Source organism: Nonomuraea sp. NPDC049141 (assembly GCF_040648415.1).
GTDB lineage: Bacteria > Actinomycetota > Actinomycetes > Streptosporangiales > Streptosporangiaceae > Nonomuraea.
In genome coordinates this window covers 41142-53550 of sequence record NZ_JBEZDR010000009.1, presented here as the reverse complement: position 1 = coordinate 53550, position 12409 = coordinate 41142, and the positions used below count along the sequence as shown (strand labels likewise).

Below are 12409 nucleotides of genomic sequence, written 5' to 3'. Positions count from 1 at the left end.
GCTCAACTCTCATCCCTGGTGAAGTATCGGATGGCGCTGACGACGGCGATCACCAGCACGGTCAGCACGACCGCCAGCGCGCTCGCGCCGCCGATGTCGCCCTCGTTGAAGGCCAGCCGGTAGACCAGCAGGGCGGGCACGTTGGTCTGTCCCGCCGGGCCGCCGTTCGTCGTGGTGAAGACGAGGTCGAAGCTGGCCAGCGCGGCGATCGTGGTGATGACACCCGCGATCGTGATCTCCTTGCGCACCCCGGGCAGGGTGACGTGGAGGAACTGCCGCCACGAGTTCGCGCCGTCGAGGGTGGCGGCCTCGTACAGGGACGGGTCGATCTTCTGCGCGCCGGCCAGGAAGAGCATCATGCACAGCCCGCTCATCGCCCAGGTCCCGATGAACCCGAGCGCGACCAGCGCCAGCTGGTAGTCGCCCAGCCAGGCCCGGGTGATCCCGCCCAGCCCCACCAGGTCGAGGACCTGGTTGACCACGCCGGTGTCGCTGTAGAGCCAGCGCCAGGTGATGCCGACGGCCACCAGCGGCAGCACCTGGGGCAGGAAGAAGACGATCCGGAAGAACGTCATCCCGCGCCGCACCTTGCCCATCAGCAGGGCGGTCATGAACAGCCCGACGCAGATGGGGATGAACGAGAAGAAGACGATCAGCACGAGGCTGTGCAGAATGGCCTCGTACAGCGCCGAATCCCGAAAAATCTTGATGTAGTTGTCCAGACCCGCCGAGGTCGCCGGCAGGATGCCGTCCCAGGTCAGGAAGGACAGGCGCAGCGTGTTCAGCGCCGGCCAGATGGCGAACCCCAGATAGACGGCGAGCGCGGGAAACACGTAGAGCCAGCCGCGCGCCCGTCCGCCGCGCCCGTGCGGGCGGTGGACGCGCTTACTGCCGGCCACCGGCTCCCCGCCGCGGGCCGGGGTGGCCCGCGGCGGGGAGATGGACGTGCTCAGATCACGAGCCATGGTGTCCGTCCCACGACTCCTGCAAGGAGCGCAGGAAGTCGTCAGCGGTCATCTTCTTGCTGATGAGCCCCTGGACACCGGGGGTCAGCTTGTCGATCATGCCGGGAGAGGCGTAGTCGGGGAACGGGACGATCCCGTTGTTCTGCGCCACCGGCGTGAAGGCCTTGGCGATGTCGCCGCGCAGGCCCGTCGCGCCCAGCTCGGCCTTGGTGTCGACCGGCATGAACCCGCCGTCGAACTCGATCTTCGCCGCCTCCGGCGAGCTCAGGAAGTCCAGGAACGCCGCGGCGACGTTCGGGTTCTTCGACTTGGCCGAGATGGCGTACGCCACGCTCGCCCCTGAGGCGACGTTCAGCGGCGTGGTCGACTCCGAGGGCATGAGGAAGAAGCCGACGTTGTCCTTCATCTCGGTCTCCAGCGTCGAGGCGGCCCAGTTTCCGGTCACCAGGAACGCGCTCTTGCCCTTGGAGAAGTTCGCCAGCGCGTCGGCGTCGGCCGTGGCGTTCGCCGAGGCGGGGAAGTATCCCTTGTCCGCCCAGTCCATCAGCAGCTTGGTGGCCTTCTGCGCGCCCGGATTCTCGATCGTGCCGCCCGGCTCGCCGTACACCCAGGACCGGTAGGCCTTCACGTCACCGGTGACGTTGAGCAGCGCGTTCCACAGGTGGAACCCGCCCACCTGCAGCGCGCCGAGGCTCAGCGGAGTCTGCCCGGCGCCCTTCACCTTCGCCAGCGCGGCCTCGAACTCGCCGAGCGTCTTCGGCACGTCCGCGACACCCGCCTTGGACAGGATCTCCTTGTTGTAGTAGACGCCCACCACCGACAGCGCGCCGGGCGCGGCGTACAGACCGCCGGTGCCGAACCGCTTGGCCGCCTTGTCCGAGCTGAGCACCTCCAGGCTGGCGGGCGGGAACTTGCCGTCCCAGCCGTAGGCCTTGGCCCACGGGCCCAGGTCCAGAATCAGCCCCGCCGGCACCAGGGAGTTCATCGCGCCGGGGTTGTACTGCGCGATGTCCGGCGCCGAGTCCGACGACATCGACAGCTTGATCGACTTGACGTAGTCGTTGAACGGCGTCATCTGGGGCTTGATGGTGACGTTCGGATGGAGCTTGGTGAAGGCGTCCACCAGCGTCTTGGTGGGCGGATCGTTGCTGTAGGCCAGGGTCAGCGTGACCGGGTCGCTGGGGACGGTCGTCGAGACGTCGACCTTCTTCGTGGTGGCCGGGGCGCTCGTGCCGCCGGTGCCCGCGCAGGCCGTCAGGGTGAGTGTCGCCGCGGTGCCGAGCGCCACGAGCGCCTGCCACCGACCTGGTGTTGTCATGTGCATGACCTTTCGCCTATCTCTGATATCCGCGTCGCCGATATCCGGGGGGTCTTCAACTGGTCTCCTGACGGCCGCTGCGCACCAGGTCGAACCTGGTGCGCTCGAGCTCGTCCAGCGAGTGAAGCAGGGCCCCGTGGACGACGGCGTCGTCCCGGAGCGTCGAGACCTCCAGGGCCGGTTGGTCCAGAGGCTGGTCGGACAGGTGCCGCCGGACCGCGGCCAGCAGCGTCTCGCCGCATCTGGCCAGGGGCCCGCCGATGACCACGAGCCGTGGATCGAGGATCGCCCGGATCGCGGCGACGCCTTTGGCGAAGCGGCGGGCGACCACGTCGATCATGTCCAGGGCGGACGGCGTGCCGTCGACGACGGCGTCCAGCACCGCGTCGAACGCCCGCTCCCCCGCCGCCTCGATCCGGGCCAGGAAGGCGTCGTCGCCGTCGCGTCCGGCCGCCGCCGTCGCCAGGCGGACGATCTCCTCGCCGCCCACCCAGCTCTCGAACGGGCCGAGGCCGTGCGGATGGCGGGGCTCGGGCGGGGCTTCCGCGAACAGGTCCAGGAAGCCGACGTCGCCGGCGTCGTTGGAGGCGCCGCGGTAGAGCTCGCCGTTCAGCACGATCCCGGCGCCGACGCGTTCGCCCCAGTGGACCATCACCAGCGAGTCCTCGCGCCGCTCCGCGCCGCGCCAGCGCTCGCCCTGGGTGGCCAGCTTGACGTCGTTGTCCAGGTAGATCGGGCAGCCGAGAGCGTCTTTCATCCGGCGGTGGAGGATGTCGCCGGTCAGGCCGGGCATGCTCGGGATGAGCCTGATGATCCCGGTCGCCGGGTCGACGATGCCGGGGGTGCCCACCGAGGCGAACCAGAGGTCGCCGGTCGTGATGCCCGCCGAGTCGAGCGTGCGGGCCACCGTGGACAGGAGTGTCTCCACCACCTGCTCGCCGCTCGAAACCACCTGCTCGCCGCCGAGCTGCACCGCGTCGGTCGCGATGACCGTACCGGCTAGGTCGGACACCGCCATCCGCAGGTCCTGCGGGCTGATCGACAGGCCGAGCACGTAGCCGGCCTCCGCCCGGAACCGCACGAGCTGCGCGGGCCGTCCCGCCCTGCTGGAGTCGCGATCAAGGGAGCCGAACTCGACGAGGCCCTCCGCGGCCAGCGCGTTGAGCGAGCGGGTGACCGCCTGCCGGGACAGCCCCACCGCCTTGGCCAACGCGGACACGCTCATGCTCGTCTCGGTCCGCAGCCGCCGCAGGATGGCGCCGGCGTTGACCTCTCGCATGAACTGCGTGCCAACCGCGACCACCTGCTCCATGACCTCTCCCTGGTGTCGACTTGCCGGTACGCTAGCATAATAATTATGGACCGTACGGAACTAATTCGTCGAGGGGCGTGACCTGCGATGTCATCCGGTGATCCCGAGCAGGCACCACTGTGGGCGGACACCGTCCGCGGCCTGGCTCATCGCGTTCTCGGACCGGTGGCCGAGTCGATCCGGTTCGTCACGCGCGACGGCGCGGGGCGCGGCTACGAGTACGAGGCGAGGGACGGCGCGCTCACCGTCGCCGCGACGGACGGCGTGAGCGCGTCCGTCGGCCTGCAGCACTATCTGCGGGGACGTTGCGGTCTGTCCGTTGGCTGGGACACCGTGCTGCCGCTGGGGCTGACGTCTCTCGCGGACAGCCCGCCCCGGCGGGGCTCGGCCCGGGTCCAGGACGGCTACTACTTCAACTTCTGCACGTTCAGCTACACGATGCCCTACTGGGACTGGGCCGACTGGGAGCGCGAGATCGACTGGATGGCCCTTCACGGCATCACCATGCCGCTCGCCATCACCGGCCACGAGGCCGTGCTGCATGCCGCCTACTCCCTCCTCGATCTCGACGACCAGACCATCCGCGGCTTTCTGGGCGGCCCAGGCTACCTGCCGTTCCAGTTCATGGGCTGCCTGGACGGCTTCGCCGGTCCGCTGTCCGCGTCCTGGATCGAGCGCCATCGCGAGCTCGGGGCGCGCGTCCTCGACCGCGAGCGTGCCTTCGGCATGACGCCCATCCTTCCGGCGTTCACCGGGCACGTCCCGCCCGAGATCGCCGCGTCGTCGCGGGCCAGTCGCCGCGACTGGCAGGGCTTCGAGACCTGGGTCCTGGACCCGGCCGACCCGCTCTACGAGCGGCTGAGCGCCGAGATCACCCGTACCCAGATCAAGTTCTTCGGCACCGATCACCGCTACGCCGCCGATCCGTTCATCGAGATGATCCCGGTCGACGCCGACCCGGCCTTCCCCGGAGCCGTGGCGGCGGCGACGCTGGCCGGTCTGCGGGCCGCCGATCCGGACGCGGTCTGGGTCATGCAGGCCTGGCCGTTCTCCTACCAGCGGGAGTTCTGGACCGACGACCGCGTCACCGCCTTTCTCGACGCGATTCCGGATGACCGGATGCTCGTCGCGGACCTGTGGGCGGAGTACGACCCGCTGTGGGAGCGCTTCGAGCAGTTCGCCGGCAAGCCCTGGCTCTGGTGCGCGCTGCTCAACTTCGGCGGCCGCACCGATCCGGTCGCCGACCTGCGCGGCGTCCCGGCCTCGATCGACACCGCCCTGGCGGCGCCGAACCCGCCCGCCGGCCTCGGCCTGTCCATGGAGGCCACCCGCAACAACCCGGTCTTCTTCGAGCTCGTGGCCGACCAGATCTGGAACCAGGTCCCCGACCTGGACGCCTGGCTCGACGCCTTCGTGACCCAGCGTTACGGCAGGGACACGGCCGCACTGCGGACCGCCTGGCACGGGCTCCTGAACACCGTCTACGACCCCCGGGGCCGGCGGATCTACCCCGCGCAGTTCAACGGCATCCTGACCGCCAAACCCTCCTATACGGGGATGGCGCAGGCACGCGCGGATGTCACCCAGGCCCTCTGGTACGAGCCGGCCGTGCTGGCGGAGGCCTGGGAGCGGCTGATCGAGGTGGCCGAGCACGACCGCGACCTGGCGAACGGTCCACTGGGGCACGATCTCGCCGAGGTGGGGATCGCGTTCATGGCCAGGGTCGCCGACCGCTACTACCTCGACGCCGTGGAGCGGTCGGTGTCGCGCTGCACGCCCGGCCTGCCGGAGATCGCCAGGTTCCTGCGCGTCTTCGAAGACCTCGACCGGATGCTGGCCGCCCGGCCCGAGTACACCTTCCAGCACTGGGAGTCCAAAGCGCTGTCGTGGGCCGCCGACCCGGCCGACCGCGACGTCCTGCTGGACAACGCCCGCCGCATCATCACGGTGTGGGGCACCACGGACAGCCCCCTGCTCGACGACTACGCGGGGCGCCATTGGAGCGGGCTCGTCGGCGGCTACTACCGCGACCGCTGGGAGTTGTGGGCGCGTGGCCTCGACCGCGCGCTCGCCACGCCCGGCGCCGCTCCCGAGGCGGATCTCCAGGAACAGCTCCGTGAACGGGCCGAGGCCTTCCTGCGGGAAGGGCCGGCGCCCGCGCCGGCGGATCTGGGCGACCTCGCCACGGAGTCACGCCGGCTGTTCACCGCCTACGCGACCCAGCCTTCGGACAACGATCGATGAGGAGAACGATGCCCCAGGTGGTACCGCCGACCGAGCGCCGGAATCCCCGCACCGCCGACATTGACACCCTGGAGTCCCGCGAGGTCCTCCGGCTGATCCAGCAGGAGGACGCCCGCGCGGTCGAGGCCGTCGGCGCGGCCATCGACCCGCTCGCCCGGGCGGTGGACGAAGCACATCTCCGTCTCAGCCGGGGCGGAACGGTGCACTACTTCGGCGCCGGCGCGTCGGGCCGGCTGGCGGTGCTGGACGCCACCGAGATCACCCCGACCTTCGGGGTGGCGCGTGAGCTGTTCACCGCCCACTTCGCCGGTGGGCCCGCCGCCGTCGCCGACTCCTCCGTCGACCGCGAGGACTCCGAGGCGCTGGGCGCCACCGACGCCGAGGTCCTCGACGAGACCGGCGTGGCGATCGGGATCACGGCGTCCGGATCGACTCCGTACGTGGCCGGCGCGCTTCGCGTGGCCCGGGCCGCCGGCGCTCTCACGGTGCTGGTCACCTGCGACCCGGATGCCCCGCTCCGCGAGCTGGCCGAGATCACCGTCGTCGCCGCCACCGGGCCGGAGGCGCTGACCGGCTCCACCCGGCTCAAGGCGGGCACGGCGACGAAGGTGATCCTCAACGCGTTCTCGACGGCTCTCATGATCAAGGCCGGCCGGACGTACGGGAACCTCATGGTCGGGCTGGTCGCCACCAACGGCAAGCTCGGCGAGCGCGCGGTGCGGTTGCTCGTCGAGGCGACGGGCGAGGAGGAGGCGAGCTGCCGCGCGGTCCTGACCGACACGGGCGGGAACATCCCGGAGGCGCTCGTACGGCTGCTCACCGGCTGCTCCCCCGAACAGGCGCGGTCCGCGCTGGAGCAGCACCCGGGCGTCCGGGCGGCCGTCGCCGCGGTGGCGGGCGCCAGATGAGCTTCGCGGGCGTCGACGTCGGCGGTGGCGGGATCAGAGTGCGGATCGAGGCCGGCGGGTCGAGCGCGGCCGGGGACGAGGCGTCTCCGGTACCGCGTGCGGAGGGCAGGGTCGACCTCGATCGGCTCGCGGCCCGGATCACCCGGGTCATCGAGGACGCCGTAGGCGACCTGAAGATCGACCGGTTCGCCGGCATGGCGATCGGCACGACCGGGCTGCCCGGCCTGGTCCGGGACCCGAGCACGCTCTGGCACGCGCTGCGCGAGCGGTTCGGCCTGGGCGCGCTCGTGGTCACCGGTGACATGGTGACCACGCACGTCGGCGCGCTCGACTTCCAGCCCGGAGTCGTGGTCGCCGCGGGCACCGGCGTCATCACACTCGGCACCGACCTGGACGGCGTCTGGAACCAGTCCGACGGGTGGGGGTACCTGCTCGGCGACCACGGCGGCGGCGCCTGGATCGGGATGCGAGGCCTGCACGCGGCGCTGCGCGCGCATGACGGCCGAGTCGGCGGGTCGGCCGCTCTCCTCGGGCACCTGACGGCCCGCTTCGGGCACCCCTCGGAGCTGGTGACGCTGGTCTACGCGTCAGGGTCGGCGGCCCACCACTTCGCCTCGTTCGCGCCGTACGTCGGCGAGGCGGCCCGCGACGGGGACCCGGTGGCCCGGCAGATCTGGACCGAGGCCGGCCGGCAGCTCGGCCAGACCGCGGTGGCCGCCGCGGCCGGACTCGAACCGGTCTTCTCCTGGGGCGGCCGGCTCTTCGACGCCGCGGACCTGCTGATGGAGCCCTTCCAGAACACGGTCCGCGCGCTGCTCCCCGGCGCTCGCTTCCGGCCACCGCGAGGAACCTCCGCCGACGGCGCGCTCGCCCTGGCCCGAGCCGCCGCCGACGGATCGGTGCCGTCACACCACCCCTATGTCTACGTCTTCACCGAAGAGGCTCAACCGATCGGTGGATCGGCTCAGTCATCCGGCCGATCGGCCGGTTCAGCCGTCGACTCATGAGACCGGTCGATGCGCGCGCGGGCGTGGCGTTGCGACGCTGAGGGCATGCGCCATCCCACGAACTCCCCGCCCCCGCGCGCGACAGCCGATGAGGACCTGAACCATCCGCTCAGCCGGACGGCGTTCCGCCGCATGAAGGTCCTCGTCGGCTGCTACTTCGCCCTGAGCGTGCTCACCCTCGTGGCCGCCTACGCGCTGCGCGACGACCCCGCGATGGTGAACGACACGGTCTGGGTCCGCGGCGTGATCGTCATCGGCGCCTCGGCGGTGACGTTCGCCTTCGTGGCCGGCACGGCCCGGGGCCGTCGCCGGGCGTACCTCCGGCTGCGGATCACCTCAGCCGTCATGATGGTGGCCATCGCGATCCTCATCTCCATCCCCGGCTTCCTGCCGATGTGGATGAGGATCGAACAGGGGGTCTGCGGGCTCCTCCTGCTCGGCGTCGTCCTGATCGTCAACGGCGGGCACCTTCGCTCGTTGTTCGCCGCCAGGCGCGGCTAGATTGTCTTCGCGGGGAGGAGGCGTCAGAGATGAGCAGTCCGATGCCTCGCTTCTGGGGGGATGCGCGAGAGCACCGAGGGCGTCCGGTCATCACCGGCATGCCGTACGCGTTGCTGGCGCTCCTGGTCGTCGTCACGGTGATCAACAAGCGCTCGGCGGGCGGCTCCCTGCTCTTCGACCTGGTCCTGTGCGCACTTGCCGCGGTGTGGATGCTGTGTCTGTTCACCCTGCGTCCCGCCTGGCGGGACCGGCCGGCGGTGATGGCGGTGTTCGTCGCCGTGCTGCTCGCGATCATGGTGGTTCTGGTGGTCAGGGATCCTTGGTTCGGGTTCTTCACGCCCGCCGGGTACGTCTACGCGTTCAGGCTCCTGCGGTGGCCGTGGCGGCTGTCCGGCGTCGCCGGGGTGGCGATCGTGGCGGGCATCGCGCAGGCGTACGACGTGGACAAGACCACTCTCGACGGCCTGATGACCTGCCTGGCCGTCGTGGCGGCGAATGTACTCCCCATGTGTGGTTTCGCCTGGTTCGCCGAGCGGGTCGCCCAGCGGAACGAGCAGCGCCTGCGGGCCCTGGAAGAGCTGGGCGAGGCCAACCTGCGGCTTGAGGCGACGCTGGCGGAGAACGCGGGCCTGCACGAACGGCTACTGGCCCAGGCGAGGGAGGCCGGGGTGCTGGACGAGCGGCAGCGGATGGCGCGGGAGATCCACGACACCCTGGCGCAGGGACTCACCGGGATCATCACCCAGTTGCAGGCAGCCGAACAGGCCGGGCAGGATCCGGCCGAATGGCACCGGCACATCACGGCCGCGACCACGCTGGCCAGGGAAAGCCTGACCGAGGCGCGGCGATCGGTGCACGCGCTGCGTCCCGAGCCCCTGCGGACGGCACGGCTGAGCGAGGCACTGGCCGACGTCGCGGGCCGCTGGTCGGCGCTGCACGGGGTCGCGGTCCAGGTCACGACGACCGGCACGGCCCGGCCACTGCCGCCGGAAGCCGAGGTCGCGCTGCTGCGGACCGCGCAGGAGGCACTGGCCAACGTGGCCAAGCACGCCCAGGCTCGCAGGGTCGGGGTGACGCTGTCCTATATGGAACGTGAGGTCGCTGTGGACGTACGGGATGACGGCAGGGGCTTCGATCCGGCCCACCTCGGCGACGGCGCCCCCGCCCACGGCCTCGCCACAGGCAGCCTCGCCTCCCCGAACGGCATCGCCTCCCCAAACGACGTTGCTCCACCAAACGACGTTGCCCCACCAAACGACGTTGCCCCGCCAAGCAGGGCCGTTGCCGGCAACGGCGGCCCGCACGCGTCCGCGGGCGGCGGCGAGTCCGGCGGGTTCGGCCTGGTCGCGATGCGGCAGCGGATCGAGGCCCTGTCTGGAACGCTGCAGGTCGAATCGGAACCGGGCGTCGGCACGGGAATCTCGGCCTGCATCCCTGCCGTCACCCCTGCCGCCATCCCCGCCGCGCAGACAGGCGTCGGCCTGTGAGCCGCCCCGACAACGCCCCGGAGACCAGCGGCAAACGCGACGAGGCCGGCCCGCCGATCAGCCTGCTGATCGTGGATGATCACCCCGTGGTCAGGGACGGGCTGAGCAGCATGTTCGCGCGCGACCCGGAGTTCGAGGTGCTCGGCGAGGCCTCCGACGGCGCCGAGGCGGTCCGGCTCGCCCAGTCCCTCGCCCCCGACGTGATCCTGATGGACCTGCGCATGCCGGGCATGGACGGCGTGACCGCGATAACCGAGCTGGCCAGGCAGGGCATAGCCGCACGCGTACTGGTGCTGACCACCTACGACACCGACAGCCACGTCCTGCCGGCGATCGAAGCGGGCGCGACCGGCTACCTGCTCAAGGACGCCCCCCGCGCCGAACTGGTACGAGCGGTCCGAGCAGCGGCCCAGGGTCAGTCCGTGCTGGCGCCATCGGTGGCGGCCCGGCTGATGAGCCGGTTCCGGGCCCCCAGCACCGGCCCGCTCAGCCGGCGCGAACTCGAGGTCCTCGAACTGGTGGCGGCCGGCACCACCAACCGGGAAGCCGCGGCCAGGCTGTTCATCACCGAGGCGACGGTCAAGACCCACCTGCTCAACATCTACGCCAAGCTCGGTGTCGGCGACCGTGCCGCCGCAGTGGCCGAGGCATTCAACCGAGGCCTGCTCACGCCCGGCCCCCCAGGACAACGACCGTGACCTCCACCCCCACAGACGCCTGGAACCCATTCCACCCCGGCGCATCCTGAGCGAGCGGAAACTGTCAGTGGTCAGGCGCACACTCTACGTATGTCTGATGAGCCTCTCGAACTCGGCGAGATCTCCGTCGCCGACTGGCACGCCCACACCGACAAGATGGCGGAGGTCAGCTTCCTGACCATCGCCCGCCGGCTGCCCTCGCTCGTGCGCCAGGCGATGCGCATGGCGTGGGGAGCCAGCCCGCGCGACACCCTGGCCACCATCTCGCTCAACCTGCTCGGCGGGGTGTTCACCGCGTTCGGGCTGCTGGCCACCACCGGCGTGCTCGCCGCCCTGTTCAGCCAGGGGCCCACCCCCGACCGGGTGATGGCCGCGCTGCCCAGCCTCGCCCTGGTCGCCACCGCCGCCGCGCTGCGCACCGCCATGCAGGCGGGCGCCGGCTGGGCGCAGTCCCGTCTCACCCCCCAGATCTCCCGGCTCACCGAGGAACGGCTCTACGGCCTGACCAGCCGCGTCGACCTGGTCGCCTACGACGACCCCGACTTCCACGACGCCCTCGAACGCGCCAACAACCGTGGCGTGGCGGTGGCCGACTGGGTGGTGACTTCGGCCATCGACGTAGTGACCGCCGCGGTCGGCATCACGGCCGTGGCCGGGGTGCTCAGCGTGCTCCACCCGGTGCTGCTGCCGCTGCTCCTGCTGGCGGTGCTGCCCGACGCCTGGGCCGCGGTCCGTAGCGCGCGGATGCGCTACATGACGATGCACACGCTCATCCCGGCCCGCCGCCGTAAGTGGATCATCGCCGAACTGCTGGCCGACCGCGAGTCCGCCGCCGAGGTGCGTTCCTTCACGATGCGCGGCTTCCTGCTGCGCATGTACGACGCGGTGGCCAAGGCCGAGCAGGACGTCCTGCTGCGGCTGGCCAGACGGGAGACGGCGGCGCGGCTGGTGGGCGAGGCCTTCGGCGGCCTGGGCACCGGCCTGGTCTACGTCGCGCTCGGCGTCCTGCTGGCCATCGCCGCGATCCCGCTCGCCGTGGCGGGCACCGCCGTCCTGGCGATCAGATCCGCCCAGCAGTCCCTGAGCAGCCTGATGTACGCCACCAACCGCCTCTACGAGCAGGGCCTCTACTTCACCGACTTCCTGGAGTTCTGCGCCGACGCCGAACGCCGCCTCCCCGGCCCCCGCCCGCTCACGGCCCCCGAAGCGTTCCACAGCATCGTCGCCGACGCCGTGACCTTCACCTACCCGGGCGCCGACGAGCCCGCGCTCTGCGACGTGTCCATCAAGGTCGAACGCGGTGAGATCGTCGCCTTCGTCGGCGAGAACGGCTCGGGCAAGACCACCCTCGCCAAGATCCTGGCCGGCCTGTACGAGCCCGACAGCGGCACCGTCTCCTGGGACGAGACCAACCTCAAAGAGGTCAGCCCTGAAGACCTCCGCCTGCGCACCGCGGTCATCGCGCAGGACCACACCCGCTGGCCGCTCACCGCCCGCTACAACATCACCATGGGCACCGACAAAGGCGATGCCGCCCTGCATTCGGCCGCCGAGGTGGCCGGCGCCGACGAGGTCGTCGCCGGCCTCCCGCTCGGCTTCCGCACCCTGCTCGACCGGCGCTTCAAGGACGGCCACGAGCTGTCGGGCGGCCAGTGGCAGCGCATCGCGGTCGCCCGCGGCTTCCACCGCGACGCGCCCCTGCTCATCTGCGACGAGCCCACGGCCGCCCTCGACGCCCGCGCCGAACACGCCCTGTTCGAACGCATCCGCGGCCACTCCGACGGACGCACGGTCCTGCTGATCACCCACCGGCTGGCCAGCGTCCGCTACGCCGACCGCATCTACGTCCTGGAGCACGGCAAGGTGACAGAGCAGGGCGACCACACCACCCTCATGTCCTTGAACGGCCTGTACGCCGACCTCTACACCCTCCAAGCCAGCGCGTACCAATAGCATTACCTGCTTATCG

At 70.9% G+C, this 12409-nt stretch carries 10 protein-coding genes; 7 read left to right on the top strand and 3 right to left on the bottom strand.

What is annotated here, in order from left to right; all coding sequences use genetic code 11:
• Nucleotides 1–2: 2 nt before the first annotated feature.
• From AB0B91_RS27005 to AB0B91_RS26995, 3 genes are read right to left on the bottom strand one after another with little or no spacing between them, the layout of a single operon-like run.
• Nucleotides 3–965, bottom strand: coding sequence for a sugar ABC transporter permease (locus AB0B91_RS27005; RefSeq protein WP_358325015.1), 963 nt, complete (start codon nt 963–965; stop codon nt 3–5).
• The gene (locus AB0B91_RS27000; RefSeq protein WP_358325012.1) at nt 955–2283 is read right to left on the bottom strand and encodes an extracellular solute-binding protein; all 1329 of its coding nucleotides are present in this window, start codon (nt 2281–2283) and stop codon (nt 955–957) included. The genes AB0B91_RS27005 and AB0B91_RS27000 overlap by 11 nt, the downstream gene beginning before the upstream one ends.
• A gap of 55 nt (nt 2284–2338) precedes the next feature.
• The gene (locus tag AB0B91_RS26995) at nt 2339–3595 is read right to left on the bottom strand and encodes an ROK family transcriptional regulator (protein WP_358325010.1); all 1257 of its coding nucleotides are present in this window, start codon (nt 3593–3595) and stop codon (nt 2339–2341) included.
• Between the two features lie 87 nt (nt 3596–3682).
• Here AB0B91_RS26995 and AB0B91_RS26990 point away from each other — a divergent pair, with 87 nt between their 5' ends.
• From AB0B91_RS26990 to AB0B91_RS26960, 7 genes are all read left to right on the top strand, one after another.
• Nucleotides 3683–5839: an alpha-N-acetylglucosaminidase TIM-barrel domain-containing protein gene (locus AB0B91_RS26990; protein ID WP_358325007.1), complete on the top strand. Its 2157-nt coding sequence runs from the start codon at nt 3683–3685 to the stop codon at nt 5837–5839.
• 8 nt (nt 5840–5847) lie between these two features.
• Nucleotides 5848–6747 carry an N-acetylmuramic acid 6-phosphate etherase gene (locus tag AB0B91_RS26985; protein ID WP_358325004.1) on the top strand — a complete coding sequence of 300 codons (900 nt, stop codon included), beginning with the start codon at nt 5848–5850 and terminating at the stop codon, nt 6745–6747.
• A complete protein-coding gene (locus AB0B91_RS26980; RefSeq protein ID WP_358325001.1) occupies nt 6744–7754 on the top strand; it encodes a BadF/BadG/BcrA/BcrD ATPase family protein in 1011 nt (336 codons plus the stop codon). Before AB0B91_RS26985 ends, AB0B91_RS26980 begins: the two co-directional genes overlap by 4 nt.
• A 45-nt stretch (nt 7755–7799) precedes the next feature.
• Complete coding sequence (locus AB0B91_RS26975; RefSeq protein WP_358324998.1) at nt 7800–8255, top strand: hypothetical protein; 456 nt, start codon at nt 7800–7802, stop codon at nt 8253–8255.
• Between the two features lie 29 nt (nt 8256–8284).
• Nucleotides 8285–9742, top strand: coding sequence for a sensor histidine kinase (locus AB0B91_RS26970; RefSeq protein ID WP_358324995.1), 1458 nt, complete (start codon nt 8285–8287; stop codon nt 9740–9742).
• The gene (locus AB0B91_RS26965) at nt 9739–10440 is read left to right on the top strand and encodes a response regulator transcription factor (protein ID WP_358324993.1); all 702 of its coding nucleotides are present in this window, start codon (nt 9739–9741) and stop codon (nt 10438–10440) included. Before AB0B91_RS26970 ends, AB0B91_RS26965 begins: the two co-directional genes overlap by 4 nt.
• Before the next feature lie 90 nt (nt 10441–10530).
• Nucleotides 10531–12393 carry an ABC transporter ATP-binding protein gene (locus AB0B91_RS26960; protein ID WP_358324990.1) on the top strand — a complete coding sequence of 621 codons (1863 nt, stop codon included), beginning with the start codon at nt 10531–10533 and terminating at the stop codon, nt 12391–12393.
• The last annotated feature ends 16 nt before the right edge of the window (nt 12394–12409 follow it).

What these genes read in the sequence shown, in the direction of transcription:
- AB0B91_RS27005 (WP_358325015.1), bottom strand. Translation starts at nt 965, where the DNA reads ATGGCTCGTGATCTGAGCACGTCCATCTCCCCGCCGCGGGCCACCCCG.
- AB0B91_RS27000 (WP_358325012.1), bottom strand. Translation starts at nt 2,283, where the DNA reads ATGACAACACCAGGTCGGTGGCAGGCGCTCGTGGCGCTCGGCACCGCG.
- AB0B91_RS26995 (WP_358325010.1), bottom strand. Translation starts at nt 3,595, where the DNA reads ATGGAGCAGGTGGTCGCGGTTGGCACGCAGTTCATGCGAGAGGTCAAC.
- AB0B91_RS26990 (WP_358325007.1), top strand. Translation starts at nt 3,683, where the DNA reads ATGTCATCCGGTGATCCCGAGCAGGCACCACTGTGGGCGGACACCGTC.
- AB0B91_RS26985 (WP_358325004.1), top strand. Translation starts at nt 5,848, where the DNA reads ATGCCCCAGGTGGTACCGCCGACCGAGCGCCGGAATCCCCGCACCGCC.
- AB0B91_RS26980 (WP_358325001.1), top strand. Translation starts at nt 6,744, where the DNA reads ATGAGCTTCGCGGGCGTCGACGTCGGCGGTGGCGGGATCAGAGTGCGG.
- AB0B91_RS26975 (WP_358324998.1), top strand. Translation starts at nt 7,800, where the DNA reads ATGCGCCATCCCACGAACTCCCCGCCCCCGCGCGCGACAGCCGATGAG.
- AB0B91_RS26970 (WP_358324995.1), top strand. Translation starts at nt 8,285, where the DNA reads ATGAGCAGTCCGATGCCTCGCTTCTGGGGGGATGCGCGAGAGCACCGA.
- AB0B91_RS26960 (WP_358324990.1), top strand. Translation starts at nt 10,531, where the DNA reads ATGTCTGATGAGCCTCTCGAACTCGGCGAGATCTCCGTCGCCGACTGG.